Here is an 18,723-nt window from a genome sequence, read left to right on the forward strand (position 1 = left end):
CTGGATCGTAGATCACCGCAAGTGACGCTCATCGATGATGAACAGAACAAGTGTCACTGCAAGCAATGCGGCAGGCAGCCAGATCGCATGCACGCCCCAGGCCATGGTGGCCACCGACCCGGTGACCGCACCCGCCGTGAACACGACGATCAATGCGCCGTACACGCTGAAGGCCCGCCGCGACTCGTCGCTCTTACCGACGAACGCGTCGTACCCGGACTCCATGAACCGCATCAGGTTGCCGGTGGTCGCGACGGGCAGATAGGCGAGGTCGCCGATGTTGCGGAACAGGCCGATCTGCATGGCCGCCAGAAACGAGATCGGCACCGTCACATAGCTGTGAGGCACGGACGCGGGGATGAATCCGATGATGCCCAGTGCGGTGGCCTGCACGGCCATGGTCCAGCGCAGTGCGTGCGGGACAAACCGCTCGGCGCGACCGGATTTGATGTGTGATGCGAGCGCCATCCCCGTGATGAACGCCAGCAGCGGCCAGACATGGGCCAGTGCCGCGCTCCACTTGCCCTCCGACGAGTCGATGGCGAAGAAGATCACGTTGGCGGTCTGGACATTGGCGAACACGCCACCGCGGGCGAGGTAGGTGTGCGCGTCGAGAAATCCGTTGGCCATGGTGAGCAGCAGCGCGAACCAGAGGGTCCGCGTTCGCTCGATGTCCGGCGGGCCGGTCGGCACGACACCCATGCGGACAAACTATCGGGGGCGCGCATCTAAACCGCCGCGAGCAGACGTGAAAATCCCCTATTTACGGCGTGTCCGGGGCGTTCGCGTCTTCTCGCCGGGGAACTCGCTAAAAACGTCAGCCGACGTACTTGGTGAGCCAGTCCTGTACGCGGCGCCAAGCATTGGCGGCGGCGGTGGCGTTGTAGCGGTCGCCCGTGTCGTTGAAGAAGGCATGGTTGGCGTCGGGCTCGGTGACCAGTTCGAACACTAGCCCCGCCTTCTCAAGCGCTGCCCGCGCTATCGGCTCGGTAGCGTTGACGCGCTGATCCTGCGCGGCGTAAATACCCAGCACCGCAACATCTTTGGAGCCTAAGAAGTCCGGGTTGTCCGGCGTCGGACCGTAGAACGGCACGGCGGCGGCCAGCCGCGGCTCACCGGACGCGAGTAACCGCCAGACGTAGCCGCCGCCCATGCAGAAGCCGACGGCAGCGACCTTCTTGTCCGGGACGCGGCGCTGCAGTTCGTCGATCCCCGACTTCAGGTCCGCGATGGCCTCCGCCGGCGGAATCTTGCCAAGGGCCGCGGTGGCCTCGGCAGGGTCGGCGAACGTGCCGGTGCCGCCCTGCGCCGACAAGAGATCGATCGCCAGCGCCGAGTAGCCGATGCCGGCGAAACGTCCGGCCACCGAACGGATGTAGTCGTTGAGTCCCTTGTTCTCGTGGATGACGAGTACGCCACCGCGCGGCTCCGCCGCTGGCGCCCAGGCGGCCTGCAATTCGCCGCGGGGCCCGGCCCAGGTGATCGGTTCTGTCGGGACGGTGTTCTCCGATCCCGGGGGCGGCGCGCTTGCGGTCGCGGGCTCGCTGGACGTGACCGGAGCCTCTGACGTCGGTTCCTTGTTCTCGCTGCACGCCGCGATCAGTGCGCTGGCGGCGGCGGTGCCGATCCCGAGCAGTGCCAGCCGGCGCAGGGCTTCGCGTCTCGACAGCAGCCCATCGACGTGATCAGTGGCGATTTCTTCGGCGATATAGCGCTGTAAGGGGGTCACTTCGTCGAGTATGCACCTGTGGACTGGACCCCGGACCCGGATGCGCTGCGCGGTCGCGTAGCGGTGGTGGCGGGGGCGACACGTGGCGCCGGGCGCGGCATCGCAGCAGCGCTAGGCGAGGCCGGCGCGACGGTGATCTGCACCGGCCGCAGCAGCGTGTCCGGCAACGAGCGGTCCGACTACGACCGACCCGAAACCATTGAAGAGACCGCTGAACTCGTCACCCGACTGGGCGGCTCCGGCGTGGCGGTACAGGTCGACCATCTCGACATCGACGCGGTCGCCCGCCTGGCAGAGCGCATCCGTGACGACCAGGGCGCGATCGACATTCTCGTCAACGACATCTGGGGCGCGGAGGTCCTCAAGGGCGGCCCGCCGCTGTGGAACAGGCCCATCTGGGAACACGACATCACCGTCGGCCTGCGCATCCTTCGGCTCGGCATCGACACCCACCTGATCACCTCCCACCGCCTGTTGCCGCTGTTGGTGCAGAAGCCCGGCGGTCTGGTCGTCGAAGTGACCGACGGGACAACGAGTTTCAACGATTGCAACTACCGGCTGTCGGTGTTCTACGACCTCGCGAAGACCGCGGTCAACCGGCTGGCCTTCAGCCAGGGCCACGAGTTGAAGCCGTTCGGTGCAGTCGCGGTGGCCGTCACGCCGGGTTGGCTGCGCTCGGAGATGATGCTCGACAACTGGGGCGTCACCGAGGACAACTGGCACGACGCACTCGATCCGCGCCGGACGGACGGGCCGGTCGCGCCCCCGGGTTTCGCCGAATCGGAGACGCCGAGATACGTGGGGCGCGGGGTGGCCGCCATCGCCGCCGACCCTGACCGGTCGCGCTTCAACCAACAGTCAGTCACGTCTGCCGAGCTCGCGCGTGAGTACGGCTTCACCGACCTCGACGGCCGCCAGCCGGACGGTTGGGCGTAGGGATAGTCGCAGCTCAGCCACCATAGTAGACAATATCGATAATCTGTTCACCAATATCGTTGACACCCGCGGGTCGGCACTGTTCTATGACGTGGTGACGTACGACACGATCATCAGAAACGGCCGCTGGTTCGACGGCACCGGCGCCCCGTCGGCCATCCGCAACATCGGCATCCGCGATGGTCACGTCGTTGCCATATCGCCGGACGAGCTCGATCAGACCGGCTGCCCACGAATCATCGATGCGACGGGCCAATGGGTCCTGCCCGGAATGCTCGACATCCACACCCACTACGACGTGGAGGTGCTCGTCGGGCCTGCGCTGACGGAGTCGCTGCGCCACGGCGTGACGACGGTGATGCTCGGCTCGTGCTCGCTGTCCACCGTGCATGTCGACGGAGTGGATGCCGGCGACATCTTCGGACGCGTCGAAGCCATCCCTCGTGAACACGTGATCGGCGCGATCGACGAGCACAAGACCTGGTCGAACTGCGAGGAGTACATCGCCGCGCTGGAGGCACGTCCGCTCGGGCCCAACGTGGCGGCGTTCATCGGCCACTCCGATATGCGCGCCGCGACCATGGGCCTCGACCGCGCCACCCAGAAGCGGCAACGACCGACCAGAAGCGAACAGGCCCAGATGGAGAAGTGGCTCGACGAGGCACTACGGGCCGGGTTCGTCGGAATGTCCTCTCAGCAACTGCTTTTCGACAAGCTCGACGGAGAGGTCTGCCGGTCCCGTACGTTGCCGTCGACCTACGCCAAGGCGCGCGAACTGCGTCGACTGAAGTCCAAACTGCGGCGCGCGGGACGGGTCCTGCAGTCCGGTCCCGACATCCAGATCCCGCTGAATCTCGGCTCCCAGGTGTTCCAGTCGCTCGGCATCTTCCGCAACCCCCTGAAGACCAGCCTGCTGTCGGCGGCCGACGTCAAGTCGAATCCGTATGCGATCAAAATGCTTGGCCCACTGGCCCGGTTGGTCAACCGGCTCGGCGGCAACTTCCGCTGGCAGCACCTGCCGGTGCCGTTCGAGGTCTACGCCGACGGCATCGATCTGGTGGTCTTCGAGGAGTTCGGTGCGGGTGCCGCGGCGTTGCACCTGCGCGACGAGGTCGAGCGCAACGAGCTACTCCGCGATGAGGTGTATCGCAGGCAGTTCCGCAAGCAGTACGAGAGCAAGTTCGGCGTGCGGGTGTGGCAGCGCGACTTCTTCGACGCCGAGATCGTCGGCTGCCCAGACGAATCGGTGGTCGGCAAGTCGTTCGGGCAAGTGGGTCTCGACCGCGGCCTGCACCCCGTCGACGCGTTCCTGGACCTGGTGGTCGAACACGGCAGGGCGCTGCGCTGGCGTACGACGATCTCCAATCACCGTCCCGAGGTGCTCAAGAAGCTGGACCGCGACCCCGGCATCCAGATGGGCTTCTCCGACGCGGGCGCCCATCTGCGCAACATGGCGTTCTACAACATGGGCCTGCGCCTCCTGCGCCATGTGCACCAGTCACAGCAGACCGGTCGGCCCTTCATGACCGTCGAGCAGGCGGTCCACCGGCTCACCGGTGAACTTGCCGACTGGTATCGCCTCGACGCCGGACACCTCCGCGTCGGCGACCGTGCCGATGTCGTCGTCCTCGATCCCGAGCGGCTGGACCAATCGCTGGACGAGTACGCCGAGGCGCCCGTCGCGCAGTACGGCGGCCTCTCCCGAATGGTCAACCGCAACGACGCCACGGTGCGTGCGGTGTTCGTCGCCGGCGGACCGGTGTTCCTCGACGGCGAGGCGACCGGCGTCGTCGGCACCCGACGCACCGGAAGGTTCCTGCGGGCCTCGCACAAGGCGCCGGCCCAGGCCACTCGAGGATCGGAGTTGTCAAGTGTCAGTTGAGGATACGGTGCTGGGCATGTGGAAGGCCCTGTCGGCGCGGGACTGGGACTCGGTGAAGACATACCTCGCTGACGACTGCATCTATTGCGATATGCCGCTGGGGCCTGCACTTTCCACTCGCGGGCCGGACGACATCATCGCAAAACTCAGGTTCGGGCTGGAACCGCTGGCATCGTATGAGAATCACGACGGCGTACTGGTGAGCAACGGCGACGACGTGCTGTACGAACACTCCGAGACGTGGAAGTGGAAAAGTGGCGAAGAGGCTCTGTTGAGGTTCGTCACGGTGCACAAGGTCGCCGGCGACAAGATCTCCGTGTGGAAGGACTACTGGGACATGAGCGGGCTGACCAACACCGCGCCCGCGACCTGGCTCGAAGAGATCACCGCCGCGTACACCATCCCGATGTTCGACGCCACCGGTCTGATCTGACTCAGTCGAGCGAGTAGACGCGCCTGGCGTTGTCGCGGGCGATCAGGTCGACCACCCGGATCGCATCGGCCTCGCTCCATTCGTCCGCGTCGACGAATCCCTGCAGCACCTCCCGGATTCCGTTGCGCCACAGGCGCGCTCCGAGGTAGTGCAACTCGGCCGGGCCGAAACCGTCCGAGGAATAGACGATCTTGCGGAACGGCGCCATCTCCAGCAGGCGGCCGATGAACGGCGACGACCGCGCGCCGAGATAGTTGATCGTCAGCCCACCGTCGAGGTACACGTTGTTGAACGCCTGCGCCAGATAACCCGCCTCACGCTCGTATGGGTAGCAGTGCAACAACATGATCGGCACATCGCCGGTGCGGCGTAGGAAGTCCAGGAGGTAGAGCGGGTTGGTGGTGTGCAGATCGCAGTCGCGATCACCGAAGCCGACGTGGAACTGCAGCGGTTTACCCAGCCGCAGCGCCTGATACAGGCCGAACCGCAACAGCACCCGGTCGGTCAGGCGGGACTGCCCGCTGTCCCGCCATCTGGCCGCGGCCTCGGCGACTTCGGCCGCGGTGGGCTCTGAGAGTTCACCGGCGAACCCGCCCCGGTATGCGAGGACCGACTTGGTGGCGACCGCCGTCGCCGCGTGCTCGTGCAGGATCTCGCTGAACGCCGACGCGTAATCACCGGATGCCTGGACGGCCTGTTCGGCCACCGACTCGAGACGGACGATCTCGTGCACCCGGCCGGCCGACAACTCGGTCATCGCCTCGAGATCGCCCACCCCGGTGGCGAACCCGGTGTCCACCAGCCAGTCGGTCACATTCGCCGACGACAGAAACAGTCGGGCCAGGTCGGCCTCGGAGTGTTCACTGCGGGTCCGCCAGTAGGCGTCGGCATCGGCGTGGCGCGGCAGTCCCAGCAGGGGCGCGCAGTCGGCCCTGACGGCGAAGCCGAGTTGCGTATCGAACGCCGTATCGAAGTCGGCGAGAGGTTCGACGTTGGCCTCGTTGAGAAGATTCTCGAACCGGGAACGCTCAATGGATCGCAGCAGGCACCCGTGCACGTGGTGGTCGACCAGGGCCACCGTTTCGATGTGCTCGGCCAGCGCCGACAACGTCATACGTGTCAAACACTCCAGGCCAGCCGGAACTTCTCCGCCAGCTCATCGGGCTTCAGATCGCCGTAGTTCTGCGCCTCGTACCGCCGCACCGCGACGACGGCGTCGACCGCATCGTCGCCGAGAATTCCTCGCAGCAAGGCTGATTGATCGAGCGTATCGATGGCGTCGGTCTGCTCCTGCGCCAGCAGCGTGATCCCGGACTCCGCCCGCTGGGCGTCGGTGAGTGAGGCGGGATCGACGGTGACCTCCGGCGGCAAGGTCAGGTTGCGTTCGATGCCGTCGAGCGCGAGCCCGAGCATCGCGGCCGTCGCCAGATAGGGGTTCGCTGACGGGTCGATCACCTTGACCTCGACGTTGGCACCTTGTGGATTGCTGGGTCCGCCGATCAGGAACCGCACTGCGGCTTCCCGGTTTTCGGTACCCCAGCAGACGTATGCGCCCGACCAGTGTCCCGGCTGCATGCGCAGCCCGGACAGCACCGAACCACACAGGATGCCCTGCGCCTCGGGCAGACCCGCCAGCAGTCCGGCCACCGCCGACTCCCCCTCCGGCGTCATCCCCGCTACCCCCTGGCCATCCGAGAACAGCGGGACGTCACCGCGCTTCATCGAGAAGTGTTGGTGGGAACCGGATCCGACACTGCCTGCGAACGGCACAGGCGAGAGGCTGACCCGCAGCCCGTACCGTCGCGCGACCCGGCCGATGATGATGCGTATCAGGACCAGGGAGTCGGCCGCCGCGACCGGTGACTGCGGGGCCAGCGAGATCTCGAACTGATTCCTGCCGTACTCGGGATGAAACTGTTCGATCATGACGCCGGAACTCGTCGCGGCATTGGTGACGTCGCGGACGAACCCCTCGAACTCGAGCACTCCCGCAAGCCCGTACTGCGCCCACAAATGCGAGGGCAGTTCGCTACCGTCGGGCCCGACGAGAACGAACTCCATCTCGTGCCCGACCACGGCCTCGATGCCGGCCTCCGAAAGCCGGTCGTCGACTCGCTGCAGGACGCCCCTGCTGCAGTACGGGTCCGGTGAGCCGTCCTGATTGAAGAAAGCGCCCGGCGCCCAACACAATCCGTCGCCGAGAATGCGCAACGCACCGAGATCGATGCGTATCCGCTGGTCGCCGACGACGCCGATCGCATCGCCGAACACGATGCCCGTTTGGTCGATGGCGAAGACGTGGAAGACGGGGCTGGCGCCGAGTCCGGGATCGGCGAAGGCGCTCATCCGTCGCAACGGAACGGTTTTGGCATGGGTCAGACCCGCCGAATTCACCACGGTGCCGATCAACGTGACGACACCGTCGGCCTCGAGCTGGGCGATGGCGGCTGCGGCGAGAGGTTTGGCGGCCCGCGATCTCATAGCCGCCATTGTGCGCGGTGTCGCGCCGGACTACAGCGTGATCTTGCAGGTTTGGCCGATGTCCAGCGTCCGCAGCATCCGGCCCATGCCGAGCCACATCGCACAGGACAGCGCGAGGTCGGTCAGCAGTTCGTCGTCGAAATGCTCGCTACAGCGCGCCCAGAAGTCCTCGTCATCACGCAGCCCGGTGTGGTCATTGGCGAAGCGTTCGGCGAACTCGGCGGCGATCCGCTCCTGTTCGCTGTAGCCCGGCCAGCTCCGCCATTCCGCGGCATGGTCGTAGAGGTCCTCATCGACACCCGCGGCGAGGCCCTCGGAATCGCGGGTGTTCTGGCACACGACGCATTCGTTGTCGAGCGCGATGACCATCCGGGCCAGCTCACGGACCCGCATCGGCAGGCGGTTCTTGTTGTAGACCGCGTGCGTGAATCCGGCCATCGCGACGCCGATGTCAGGCGATTTCACCACCCAGGCTGCGGCGTCATCGTCGGCAAAGGGTCCAATTCGGCTCATGACGGCATCGTACGCCCGGAATCGGCGAATTGGAACACGTTCTAGTTTTTGCCCGAACGGGCGGTGACCAGCTCTCCGCGGTCCTCCATCCAGCCCCGTTGCACCAGCATCCGGTGCACGATGCGCTCGAGCGCGGCCTCCACCTGCAGCCGGTCGGGCCGGCCGTCGAACGCCGAGGACGCGGCCAATTTGTCGACGATGCGTCCGACGATCAGCGCGGAGATGGCGTCGACCTGTTTCCTTCCGGACTGGGTGAGCCACAGCCGGTCTCCGGTCCGCAGTGCGAGTCCGCTTGCGACCAGACTGTCGAATGTCGGCTCGAGGACCTCGTACGGCACCCGCAGCCGCTCGGCGATGTCGGTCAGGGTGGCCGACCCGAACACCTGGTTCTGGCGGTAGATCTGCAGCAGCGCCCACATCTGGGTGACGTCGAGTCGGCATTCGGGAAGTTGGGCGAGACTGCGTAGTCGAAGATCCGGCGAGTCGCGGAAGATCCGCCCGATGGCCACTTCGAGGATCTTCTCGGGCGACTCGGTGCTCGGCATGCCGAAGCCCTCGCCGAGGTCGGTCGCCGACACCGTTTCGATTTCACGCAGCCGCACCTCTTTGAGGAAGAGCGAGACGATGAATCCGACGATGGCTACGGGTACCCCGCACAGAAACACCGTGCCGAGCGAATCCGCGTAGGCATCGACGATGGGTGCGGCCATCTCCGGGGACAGCGCATGCAATGCCTGTGGCGAGTCCGCCGCACGAGCCGGCGCCCCGCTGGCCATCAGAGCCGACGGGATCCGGCTGGCGAGGAAGTTGGCGAACAGCGAGCCGAAGATCGCTGCGCCGAAGGAACTTCCGATGGTCCGGAAGAAGGTGACACCCGACGTCGCGACGCCGAGATCGGCGAAGGTCGACGTGTTTTGGACCACCAGGATCAGCACCTGCATGCACAGGCCGATCCCGGCACCCAGGATGAACAGGTACACCGACTGCTGCCACACCGGTGTAGCGGCGCCCATCTGGGACAGCAGAAGGAAACCGAGCGCCATGGTGGCGGTGCCCACGACGGGGAACACCTTGTACCGACCGGTGTGGCCGACGATGTTGCCGCTTCCGATGGAGGTGATGAGCATCCCGGCGACCATGGGCAGGGTGCGCATGCCCGATTCGGTTGCCGAGACACCGTTGACGAACTGCATGAAGGTGGGCAGGAACGTCAGGGCACCCAGCATCGCGAATCCGACGATGAAGCCGAGGATGCAGCACACCGTGAACACCGGGCTTCCGAACAACCGGATCGGCAGAATCGGCTCCGCGGCACGGGATTCCACCCATACGAAGACCGCCAACGCGACGGCGGACCCGGCGAACAGCGCGATGATGATCGGCGACGACCAGGCGTATGTGCTGCCGCCCCAACTGGTGGCCAGCGTCAGACCCGAGGCGGCGAGGCCGATGAACAGGATGCCGGCGTAGTCGATCACCGGCTTGGCGGTCCTGGCCAGCGACGGGATGGCCATGGCGCCGACGACGAGCACCAGAACCCCGATCGGAACGTTGATCCAGAACGCCCATCGCCAGGTCAGGTGGTCGGTGAAGAACCCGCCGAGCAGCGGGCCGATGACCGTGGTGACTCCGAACACCGCGCCGAGCGCACCCTGATAGCGACCGCGCTCGCGCAGCGGGATGACCTCGCCGATGACCGCCATCGCGGTGACCATCATCGCGCCGCCGCCGACGCCCTGCAGTGCGCGCGAGGCCACCAGCATCGTCATCGATCCGGCTATTCCGCACAGCACCGAGCCGGCGAGGAAGAACAGGATCGCCGCACAGAAAACGGCCTTGCGGCCGAACAGGTCGCCGAGCTTGCCGACGATCGCGGTGACGATCGTGGAGGCCAGCAGATAGCTGGTCACCACCCACGACTGGTGGCCTGCTCCCCCGAGGTCCGCGACGACGGTCGGCAGGGCGGTGGCGACGATCGTCTGATCCAATGCCGCCAACAGCATGCCGAGCAGCACCGCAACGAAGATGATGTTGCGGCGCCGAAGGCTGATCAGCGCGTTGGGCGATTCGTGATCCGCGGCGGGGGCGTCGGTTGGCGCGGTCGTCATACCTACCTTCCGTTTGGCGTGGTGACAGGCTCACCACACCTATCGTTAGATAGGCTATGGAAGTTACATCACCGAGGAAGGGGTACCACGCGAAGCCGGTCGGGAAGCCGGTCGGCGTCCCGCGACTTCGGAGTTATGCGTGGCTGGGCGGCCTGGAAACGCACTGAGCCGAGTACAGCTCCGTGCCGAGCTTGTCCATCAACTCGAGCTGCGTCTCGAGGTAGTCGATGTGATCCTCTTCGTTGGCCAGGATCTTCTCGAAGAGGTTCGCCGTGGTGGCGTCCTCCTTCTCGCGGCACATGATGATGCCGGGTTTCAGGCGGGCCAGCACCTCGTATTCGATCGCCAGGTCGGCCTCGAATTGTTCGCGCAGTGTCTGGCCGATTCGCAAAGAGAACAGCCGCTGATAGTTCGGTAGCCCGTCGAGGATCAGAATTCGATCGGTGATCGCCTCCGCGTGCTGCATTTCTTCAAACGACTCTTTGCGGGTGTATTCCGCGAGTTCGGTGAATCCCCAATTCGCCTGCATCTTCGAATGCAGAAAATACTGGTTAATGGCGGTGAGTTCGCTTGTCAATTGCTCGTTGAGCAATTTCAGAACGTCGGGATCCCCTTGCATCTTCGCTCCTAGGCACCTTGAGGCTGGGCAGGTGTGGCGTGCTGCAGTGCAGTACCCAATCTAGTCCAGAAAATGCCGAACGGCGCATCTTTCTTGTTGCGCGAGGCGCGTTTTCGGGTCGCCGGGGCGCGATCGCGTCAATCGCAGGACGCAGATCAGGCCCCTACTCTGGACTGCCTAGGCTAAGTAAGGTTAGACTGCGCTAACACCTGCTAGCCTCACCTAAGGGACATGGAATAGGTAATGAGTGATTACGACCTGCACTCACTTATTCTTGCCTGCGATTTCCGCGTCGACGACGTCGATCGCATGTGGAAGTGGCTCAAGCGCCATTCCGATGGACTCGCATCGATCGGTGCCCATCATGTCGTGCTTTACACATCGATCTGGGAATCCAATCGCGTACTGGTGACGATCGGTATTCGCAATGTCCGTTCGATGCGCGATGTTTTGCGGTCGCCAGAGATTTTCGAGTGGTTCAACATTTCGGGCGTCGAAGACATCCCGCCGATATTCGGCGGCGAGGTCGTCGAGAAGATCGACCTGTATCCCCCGTCGCCGGCTGACCACGTCGGCCGGGTCGTCGTCGGGGTCATGTCGTCGGTCGAGGACGTGTCTGCGCTGATGGTCAAGTTGCACGACGGAGTCGAGCGCTTCAAGCGCGGCGGAGTCCGCAAGATCTGGGTCTACCGCGCGCTCGATGACGGGCAGGAGGTGATGATCCTGCAGGAAATCGAGGATGAGGATGCCGCCCGGCAGTGGATCGAGCACCCCGATGCGGCCGCGGAGTGGATGTCGAATGCAGGCTTCGGCCCCTACCCGACCCAGTTCGTCGGCAGGTTCGCCCATCTCATGAGCGTGGACGAGCGGAGCTGACGCCGATGTTCGTATGTCTGTGCCTGGGTGTGACGAGTCACGACGTCGACGAGGCCGTGGCCAAGGGGGCCAGCACGTCCAAGCAGATCACCGAGGCCTGCGGGGCCGGCGGTGACTGCGGGCGGTGCCGCCGGACATTGCGCGCGATGATCGCAGCACATCGCGAACTCAACGGGGCCACCCCGAAATCCGTGAGCTACTGACCCTTCTTACCGGTGAAGTCGGCCAGTGCGGCGGCGTTGGCGGCGGCGCCCATCAGGACGGCGAACTGTTGGTTCTCCCGTTCGGTGGCAGCCGCGATGCCCTCCCGGGTGGGAGCGATGATGGTCTGCTTGACCGCCATCAGGCTCGAAATCGGCCGGGAGGCAAGGACTTCGGCGTGTCGCCGCGCCTCGGGCAACAGGTCGTCCGGCTCGCAGACCTTCCACACCAGGCCCATGCGGTGGGCTTCGTCGGCATCCACCCACTCCGATGACATCAGCAGCCAGGCGGCGTTCTGCCGGCCGATCAAACGCGGCAGCAGGTACGACGACGCCGCTTCGGGCGCAACACCGAGACTGGTGAACGGAGTCTTCAGCCGTGCGGTCGACGACATGAACACCAGATCGGCATAACCGAGGATCGTCGCGCCGATGCCGACGCCGACCCCGTTCACCGCACAGATCAGCGGCTTGGGGAAGTCGGCGAGGGCGTCGATCATCGTCGAGAAGTGGCTGCCCTGCTCGTTGAACGCAGGATCGGTGATGCGCCTCTGCATTTCGTTGAGATCGTTACCGGCGCTGAACGCCCGTCCCGCCCCGGTCAGCAGCACCACCGCGACTTCGGGATCGGCCGCCGCCTCGTTCAACGCGATCGCGGTGGCGTGATACAGCTCTTCGTTGAACGCGTTCAGCACATCCGGCCGATGGAGCGTCAGCGTGCGCACCCGCTGGTCGTCGGCAATCTGGAGAATCACGCCAGCAGCGTATGCGTTAACCGTTGCTGTACACCCGGCTGGGTGCGATAAGCACGACGGTGCGGCGCTGCTCGGCCATCACCCTGTCGTACTCGTCCCAATCGTCGTGCGTTCCGCCTGCCGCGGTGAATACCTCACGCAACAACAGCCGAAGCTGCTCGGGATCGGCGAGCCAACTTTGCGAATCGTCGGGCCCCACCAACTCCGCTCTGCCCTCCACTGTCGCCCACTGCCAGCCCTTGCGGAACGTCACCGCCAGCTGCGGGCGTGCCCGCAGGTTGGCCAGCTTCACCTTGCCGTAGGTGACGAACCCGAGCACCCGTTCCCCGGTGGCCGGATGCGCGAGCACGCCGACGTTGACCAGCGACGCCTGAACGGAGTTGTCGGCGCGCACAGTCGAGACGACCGCGAGCCCACTCTCGTCGGCGGCCAAGCCGAACGCCTCGTCCAGTGTGGTCATGTGCTCACCCCAATCTGTTGTCGACGACGAACGGCGTCCGATAGACGTAGCGACTCGTCGGCACGGTGTCGACGTCGCGGTTGGCGCCGAATGCTGAGGTGCTGGCGACCATTCGGGTCATCCGGCGGTTCAGTTCGTCATCGTCGGTCGCGTCGAAGAACGCGTGCAGATCGGAGAGCGCGGCCTCGGGAAAGAGTTCTTCGACGATGGCATCGATCGCCGGCGCCGTCGGAGTCAGCGCGCGCACGACCGCATTCTGGGTGTAGCCGAACGTGGACTGCGTCTCGATGGCCACCGGTGTGTGGTCGATGTGCCAGCGCCGCAACCACGTTGCCTCGTCCAGGTCCTCCGGCCTGCGCAGCAGCGCGATGTTGGCGAAACCGTCCGTGCGTGCGCCCTCCGCGGTGAGCGGCGCGGGCAGCGGCACCGATTCGGTGACCAGATACGCGTCGACGTGCTCCGCCTCGGACGCCAGCCGCGATATCGCCGCCGTCATCGCCTCCCCGTAGTACTGATGCGCCCACACGGTGACGAACCCGACGACGGGCGGGGCGAGGGTGGTCATCGTCATGAGTGAATCCCGCACGACGGCGTCGCGCACGTTGATCGCCAGACCCGGCAGTCCGAGCCCGAGGAGGTCACCCGCGACGTCGCCGCGCATCCTCTCGCACCACGCGTCGTCGGTATCGGCACGCCGCAGCGCGATGATGACTTTCTCCACGGATCGAACCTAGCGCCTGGCCATTCGCGGGGGCCGCGCTCAGGCTTCCAACCTCGCACGGATGCTCGCGAGCCGCTCCTTGAGCTCGGCTTCGTCGATGACGCCCCTGGCGACCAACGAGTGTGCCAGGGACATCAGCTGGTTCTCGGGGTACGGCAGGTCCGCGTACAGCGAGGCCGAGAGGGCGTCCTCCTCGTCGCGGCGCTCCTTGAAGGAGGGGATGTTCTCGTCGCACGAGGCGCGATCGAGGGCGTCGCACATTCCGTCCAGGCTCGTCTTCCACGGCGGCACAGGGTTTTCGACGCCCCACTTGGCGGCCATGCGCGGCCAGACCTGACCGCGCTGGACGATTTCCTCGAGCGGTTCGATGCGCGCGGGCTCGACCGGCCGTGGCTCGGTGCTCATCCGGCGTTACCCGGGTGAATCGCGGGCCGGGTGTCGACGATCATGTTCGTCGTGACGCCCGGCTTCGGCAGTGCCACCCCGATCAGGCAGTCGCGGGTGATGATCTCGACCAGCTGATCCTCGGTCCAGTCCTCGGTGCCCTCGGGCCGCATGGGCATCACCATGAAGCGATGCTTCTGGTTGGAGTCCTGCACATGGATCGTGATGTCGTCGGGCAGGTAGAGACCGAACTCGGCCAGCACCTGGCGCGGCCAGCGGACAAGGCGCCGACGGTAATTGGGAGTCCGGTACCACTCGGGTGAGTTGCCGAGGATCGGCCGCGGGTAGCACGAGCACAGCGCGCAGACGATCACGTTGTGCAGCGTGGGGGTGTCCGCGAGGATCTGGAACGCGGTGAAATCGCTCGGGGTGCCCCATCCTGTCGGATGCAGCCAGTCGACACCGACTTCCTTGCTGGCGGTCATCGGTTCGGCGAGGGCGAGTTCCTTGAACTCCGGATCGAGCCACGCCTTGGCCACCAGACGTGCGGCGGGCGTCGGGCCGATCTGCTCGGCGAACTCGGTCATGACGCGGTGTTCCTCGGCGGTGAAGATGCCCTTCTCGATACACAGCTCACGCAGGGCGATCTCGAGGACCTCGAAGTCGGTGATCTCGTCGACCATGGGGGCGACGGTTCTCTCGTGGTCGTGATCGTGGTCGTGGTCGTGATCGTGGTCAGACAAAGTGAATACCTTTCTCGGCGAGACTATTTGGCGGCTTCGAGCCAGCGTTCGGGGATTTCGGTGGAGATGACGTCGTGGTCCGTTCCGGTGTAGCCGTACCAGAGGTCGGCCATGTTGAACCTCACGACGTAGAACCACTCCGGGCGCACAGGACGATCCCACGTCTCGTCCTCGGCGGCCGGACTCTCGTATGCGACGGCTTCGATCTCACCCGTTGCCCCGCGGACGTATTCGGGGGTGCGGGTGTAGAAGATCACCGGAAGTTCACGGACGACGACCGGGTCGCCCACCTTGAACTTCGGCGGGCCCGCCTGGCCGGCGTAGCACTGCGGGTCGCCCTTGCCGTCCGCCTCCTCGGCATGCTGATTGCGCTTGACCTGCGAGCCATCGCCTTCGGATTTCGGTCGCGCCTCCAGCGTCTTGCCGTCAAGGCCGCCCGCGTAGCGCTCCTTCACCTCGGCCATCCGCTCGCTCAACTCGCTGAGTCCGATGTGGTGTTTCTCCACCAGAACCCGCGCAACGGCGAGCAGCCAGCGCCCGTAGTACGGCAGCCCGAGGTATTCGGCGCGCCCGACATCGACGTTGCCGATGCGGCGTCGTTCCTCCGACAGCCAGATGCCGCGCCACCCGAGAACCTCGCACATGACATAGGTCATGTGCTCCCAGAGTTCGTACTGCTTGTTCTCGTACTTCATGGGCGCATCGGGTTCACCGCCGACGTCGTGGACGGGCTTGAGATAGGCGGTGATCCGGCCGTGGTCCAACATGTCGGGCGTCGGCGCATCGGGCAGTTCGGGATAGGCCGATTTCAATCGGGAGGTCAGTTCCAACTGAGCAGCGCGCTCTGCTGCTGTGCTCATCAAGGGTCCCTTCGTCGGTCGGAAGTGCCGGTGCGCACTGGAGATCGGTGAACGTGATGGGGAGAACCTGGCGGAATCCGGAGCAGTGAGCAGGGTCCAGCAACGCCGCCGAATCCGACAGCATTGTTGGTCATCGGCACCTCCGGGCTGCTTGACCCGGTGCTGACTCTATCGTCCGACGTGAATTTAGACAGGCGAATCGACTGTGTACGAGCCCCGAAAATGCTGACGGGAGCGTCAGCACACCCCCGGTCATATCCTGTGCGCCAGTCGATCTGACGCCGGCGCGTTCGGCGGGATCCAGGCTCGCTCAGCGAACCCCGCGACGCCGCAATGTACCCCCGCTGTGCTCCTAACGTTCCAGGCTGGTCCTGCGTGTCGGCCCAACTTGGACCAACGACTGCAGCGGATGAGGTCAAAATGGGTGTGTGACCGCCGGCAGCCGGGTTATCGACGCGTTGAGGCCACCGTCGCCGGACGTCGGCGCGGTGGTGCGCAGCCTGCTCGGGGTGCTGGCGATGGCCGCCCTCGCGCTGGCCGTGGATTCCGGCGCCGCCGCGGTCTGGGCCGCAGCCGCCGGAGTGGTCTGTGCGTCCATCGCGCTGCAGGACAGCCCTGGTGGACGCGTGCAGCTGGTCGTGATCGTGGCGGTGCAGATGGGGGCCGCCGTCTTCGTCGGTGCGTTGACGTCGGCGTACACCGTCCTGTTCATCGCCGTCGTCGCGGCGTGGTGCCTGGGGGCAGGAATGCAGTGGGCCCTCGGCAACAACGCGGGCCTCGTCGCGGCCGCGGGCACCACCCTGCTCATCATCGCGCCACCCGTCACGCCATCGGTGTCGGCTGTCGCGCTGCCGACGCTCCTGACCGTGGCGGCGGGCTTCGTGCAGGCCGCGTTGATCGCCGTCTGGCCGCCGCAACGCTGGCGAACGCAGAGCGATGCGCTGGCGTGGGCCTATCGGTCCCTGGCCGCCGACGCCCGGCGCATCGCCGCGGATCGCGACTCGCCGCTGGAGGCTGCTCAACTGACCTGGCTGCGGGACGCGTTCGCCGACACCCAGGCCACCAGGCGGCCGGAGGCCTACCACGGCGGGCACCGACTGCCCGAACGGCTGATGAGTGCGCTGCTCGCGCTGCGCAACACCGAGGGCGATGAGCGAGACCGGGTTTCGCACATGCTCGAAGACGCGGCGGTGGCCCTCGACGCGATCGCCGAGAACAAACACAATGCGCGGCGCGAAGCCGAATACGCGCTGGTTCGCGTCGACACTGCGGTCACGGCACTGATGGGCCCGGAAGCCGCGGCCGCGCAACGCTTTTCCAAACAACTGCAGGAGGCTGCCGAACTCCGGTTCCCTGACTTCCTCCAACCGGACGTGATGAACCCGCTGCGGACGGCCCTCACCGAAATCCGCAAGCACCTGGCCTGGACGTCGCCGATCCTGCGCCATGCCGTGCGGTTGTCTGCGTCGATGATGGTCGCGGTCGCGGCCGACCGGTACGCACCGATCGAGTACGGCCACTGGATCGCGCTGACCGTGCTCTTCGTGCTCCGACCCGAAACGGCGCACACCTACACCCGCTGCGTCGGGCGCGTGGCGGGCACCGCAGGCGGCATCATCGTCGCCTCACTGGTCACCACGATCTGGCAGCCGACGGGTGCGCTCGCCGCGGTGCTCGCGGTGGCGTGCCTCACCATCACCTTCTGGGTGATCCGGTTCGGCTACATCGCGGTCAGCGTGGGCGTCGCCGCCGCCGTGGTGTTCCTGCTCGACATCAACGCCGCGGTGGCCGGCGCGACGATGGAGGACCGGCTGTTCTCCGTGGTGATCGGCGGCGGCCTGGCGGTGGTTGCGCATGTGGTGCTGCCCGACCACGCGCTGACACGTCTGCGACAACGCGCAGGCGAGCTACTCAAGACCGAAATCGACTATGCGGCAACGGTAGTAAAGGCCTTCGTGCACGAGCTCGACCATCCCGCGGATGCGATGTCGGCGGCGTGGCAGCGGGCGTTCCGGGCGCGCGCGGCGTTCGAGGCCGCGTCGGGCGCGGCGCGGATGGATTCCCGGGAGCTGCGTCATTGGCTTCGGTCCTACCGTGCCGCGCTCAATGCGGTCACCAGCGCGTGCACGAATCTCGAACACAGCCTGCCCGCACAGTCCCCCGCCAGTCTGACGCCCGATTTCGTGGCGGCGGTCGACGACTACATCGAGGCGTTGCGAGGCGCGCCACCGAACCCGGCGCTGCCCTGGACGGTCGACGTCGCCGCACTGACCGCGGCCGAGAAACAGGTGCGGGAGCACGCGGCGTCGCTGCCCGGGGACAACAGTGCGGCGCGGGTGCTGGTGTCCGAGATCGCGACCATCACGCGCAGCCTGGTCGGTATCGCGCCTAGCCGCGAGCCCACTTCGGCTGGATGAAGACGCCCTCCGCCTCGACCGTGATGCCTTCGTCGTCGGCGAGATGGCCGGCCGCGTAGGCCTTGATCCCGTCGGTGCGGGTGATTCTCGCCTCGGCGTGCAACTGTCCCAGCCGGGTCGGGCGCAGATAGCGCAGGGTGATCGTGCCGGTGAAGCGCGGACTCGCGGTCGCCGCGACTTCACCGAGGATGTGGTCGAGGACCAGCGCCGAGACGCCGCCGTGCACATGCCCGGGCGGGCCTTCGTACGCGGCGCCGAGGTGAAAGTCCGTGAACACCTTGCCCTCGGCGTCGCGCTGGATCGTCAGCGGTGGTGCCATCGGATTGCGGATCCCGATCACCGGGTTTCCCCACGCCATACTTTCGCCACCGGAGGTGTAGCGCACCCCGAACGGTCCGTCGCACTGCTTGGCTCGCAGTCGCGCCGTCGCCGCATCGATATCTGCTTTCACCGCCGCCACCGTGTCGGCGTCGACCTCGGTACGGATCGTCGCGTCGATGAGGTCGCGCACCGACACCGCGAGCGGTTCGTAGAGGGCCCGCAGGCGTTCGATTTCCTCAGCGGGGACATCGCCGATTTCGGTGTACTGCACCACCCCAGCACTAG

General features: G+C 65.9%; 20 protein-coding genes. 6 read left to right on the forward strand and 14 right to left on the reverse strand.

Annotation, left to right across the window (positions count from 1 at the left end):
• Positions 1-12 precede the first annotated feature (12 nt).
• Both H7J93_RS03520 and H7J93_RS03525 read right to left on the reverse strand, forming a co-directional pair.
• A complete protein-coding gene (locus H7J93_RS03520; protein WP_267304906.1) occupies positions 13-702 on the reverse strand; it encodes a YoaK family protein in 690 nt (229 codons plus the stop codon).
• A gap of 115 nt (positions 703-817) precedes the next feature.
• Positions 818-1,729, reverse strand: a complete 912-nt coding sequence (locus H7J93_RS03525; RefSeq protein ID WP_267304907.1) for a dienelactone hydrolase family protein — start codon at positions 1,727-1,729, stop codon at positions 818-820.
• A gap of 18 nt (positions 1,730-1,747) precedes the next feature.
• Here H7J93_RS03525 and H7J93_RS03530 point away from each other — a divergent pair, with 18 nt between their 5' ends.
• From H7J93_RS03530 to H7J93_RS03540, 3 genes are all read left to right on the forward strand, one after another.
• The gene (locus H7J93_RS03530) at positions 1,748-2,665 is read left to right on the forward strand and encodes an SDR family oxidoreductase (protein ID WP_267304908.1); all 918 of its coding nucleotides are present in this window, start codon (positions 1,748-1,750) and stop codon (positions 2,663-2,665) included.
• Between the two features lie 94 nt (positions 2,666-2,759).
• Positions 2,760-4,547, forward strand: coding sequence for an N-acyl-D-amino-acid deacylase family protein (locus tag H7J93_RS03535; protein WP_267304909.1), 1,788 nt, complete (start codon positions 2,760-2,762; stop codon positions 4,545-4,547).
• Positions 4,537-4,980 (forward strand): nuclear transport factor 2 family protein, encoded by a 444-nt coding sequence (locus H7J93_RS03540; RefSeq protein WP_267304910.1) that lies wholly within the window; start codon positions 4,537-4,539, stop codon positions 4,978-4,980. Before H7J93_RS03535 ends, H7J93_RS03540 begins: the two co-directional genes overlap by 11 nt.
• Position 4,981: 1 nt before the next feature.
• Here H7J93_RS03540 and H7J93_RS03545 read toward each other — a convergent pair whose 3' ends face one another.
• The 5 genes from H7J93_RS03545 to bfr all read right to left on the reverse strand — a co-directional run bounded on the left by H7J93_RS03545 (position 4,982) and on the right by bfr (position 10,701).
• Positions 4,982-6,094 carry an amidohydrolase family protein gene (locus H7J93_RS03545; protein ID WP_267304911.1) on the reverse strand — a complete coding sequence of 371 codons (1,113 nt, stop codon included), beginning with the start codon at positions 6,092-6,094 and terminating at the stop codon, positions 4,982-4,984.
• 5 nt (positions 6,095-6,099) lie between these two features.
• Positions 6,100-7,461, reverse strand: coding sequence for a type I glutamate--ammonia ligase (locus H7J93_RS03550; RefSeq protein ID WP_267304912.1), 1,362 nt, complete (start codon positions 7,459-7,461; stop codon positions 6,100-6,102).
• 30 nt (positions 7,462-7,491) lie between these two features.
• Positions 7,492-7,974, reverse strand: coding sequence for a carboxymuconolactone decarboxylase family protein (locus H7J93_RS03555; protein WP_267304913.1), 483 nt, complete (start codon positions 7,972-7,974; stop codon positions 7,492-7,494).
• Positions 7,975-8,015: 41 nt separating this feature from the next.
• Positions 8,016-10,082 (reverse strand): MDR family MFS transporter, encoded by a 2,067-nt coding sequence (locus H7J93_RS03560; RefSeq protein WP_267304914.1) that lies wholly within the window; start codon positions 10,080-10,082, stop codon positions 8,016-8,018.
• A gap of 133 nt (positions 10,083-10,215) precedes the next feature.
• On the reverse strand, positions 10,216-10,701 hold the full coding sequence (gene bfr, locus H7J93_RS03565) for a bacterioferritin (protein ID WP_267304915.1): 486 nt from the start codon (positions 10,699-10,701) through the stop codon (positions 10,216-10,218).
• Between the two features lie 243 nt (positions 10,702-10,944).
• Between bfr and H7J93_RS03570 the strand changes: the two genes are divergently transcribed.
• Positions 10,945-11,577 carry a fatty-acid--CoA ligase gene (locus H7J93_RS03570; RefSeq protein ID WP_267304916.1) on the forward strand — a complete coding sequence of 211 codons (633 nt, stop codon included), beginning with the start codon at positions 10,945-10,947 and terminating at the stop codon, positions 11,575-11,577.
• Between the two features lie 5 nt (positions 11,578-11,582).
• On the forward strand, positions 11,583-11,780 hold the full coding sequence (locus H7J93_RS03575) for a (2Fe-2S)-binding protein (protein WP_267304917.1): 198 nt from the start codon (positions 11,583-11,585) through the stop codon (positions 11,778-11,780).
• Here the strand turns inward: H7J93_RS03575 and H7J93_RS03580 are convergent.
• The 6 genes from H7J93_RS03580 to H7J93_RS03605 form a co-directional block, all read right to left on the reverse strand.
• Positions 11,774-12,532, reverse strand: a complete 759-nt coding sequence (locus tag H7J93_RS03580) for an enoyl-CoA hydratase/isomerase family protein (protein ID WP_267304918.1) — start codon at positions 12,530-12,532, stop codon at positions 11,774-11,776. The two genes, H7J93_RS03575 and H7J93_RS03580, sit on opposite strands and share 7 nt — an antisense overlap.
• A 16-nt stretch (positions 12,533-12,548) precedes the next feature.
• Positions 12,549-12,992 (reverse strand): TIGR03618 family F420-dependent PPOX class oxidoreductase, encoded by a 444-nt coding sequence (locus tag H7J93_RS03585; RefSeq protein ID WP_267304919.1) that lies wholly within the window; start codon positions 12,990-12,992, stop codon positions 12,549-12,551.
• Between the two features lie 4 nt (positions 12,993-12,996).
• Entirely contained in the window at positions 12,997-13,713 is a 717-nt protein-coding gene (locus H7J93_RS03590) for an EthD domain-containing protein (protein WP_267304920.1), read from the reverse strand.
• A gap of 39 nt (positions 13,714-13,752) precedes the next feature.
• Positions 13,753-14,118 (reverse strand): thiocyanate hydrolase, encoded by a 366-nt coding sequence (locus H7J93_RS03595; protein ID WP_267304921.1) that lies wholly within the window; start codon positions 14,116-14,118, stop codon positions 13,753-13,755.
• Entirely contained in the window at positions 14,115-14,780 is a 666-nt protein-coding gene (gene scnC / locus H7J93_RS03600; protein WP_267305046.1) for a thiocyanate hydrolase subunit gamma, read from the reverse strand. Before scnC ends, H7J93_RS03595 begins: the two co-directional genes overlap by 4 nt.
• An 83-nt stretch (positions 14,781-14,863) precedes the next feature.
• Positions 14,864-15,700 (reverse strand): SH3-like domain-containing protein, encoded by an 837-nt coding sequence (locus tag H7J93_RS03605; RefSeq protein WP_267304922.1) that lies wholly within the window; start codon positions 15,698-15,700, stop codon positions 14,864-14,866.
• Positions 15,701-16,128: 428 nt separating this feature from the next.
• Here H7J93_RS03605 and H7J93_RS03610 point away from each other — a divergent pair, with 428 nt between their 5' ends.
• Positions 16,129-18,117, forward strand: a complete 1,989-nt coding sequence (locus H7J93_RS03610; protein ID WP_267304923.1) for an FUSC family protein — start codon at positions 16,129-16,131, stop codon at positions 18,115-18,117.
• On the opposite strand, the gene H7J93_RS03615 is transcribed toward H7J93_RS03610, so the two are convergent.
• Positions 18,089-18,712 carry a PaaI family thioesterase gene (locus tag H7J93_RS03615; RefSeq protein WP_267304924.1) on the reverse strand — a complete coding sequence of 208 codons (624 nt, stop codon included), beginning with the start codon at positions 18,710-18,712 and terminating at the stop codon, positions 18,089-18,091. The two genes, H7J93_RS03610 and H7J93_RS03615, sit on opposite strands and share 29 nt — an antisense overlap.
• Positions 18,713-18,723 lie beyond the last annotated feature (11 nt).

It is taken from the genome of Mycobacterium barrassiae, from assembly GCF_025822765.1.
Taxonomy (GTDB): domain Bacteria; phylum Actinomycetota; class Actinomycetes; order Mycobacteriales; family Mycobacteriaceae; genus Mycobacterium; species Mycobacterium barrassiae.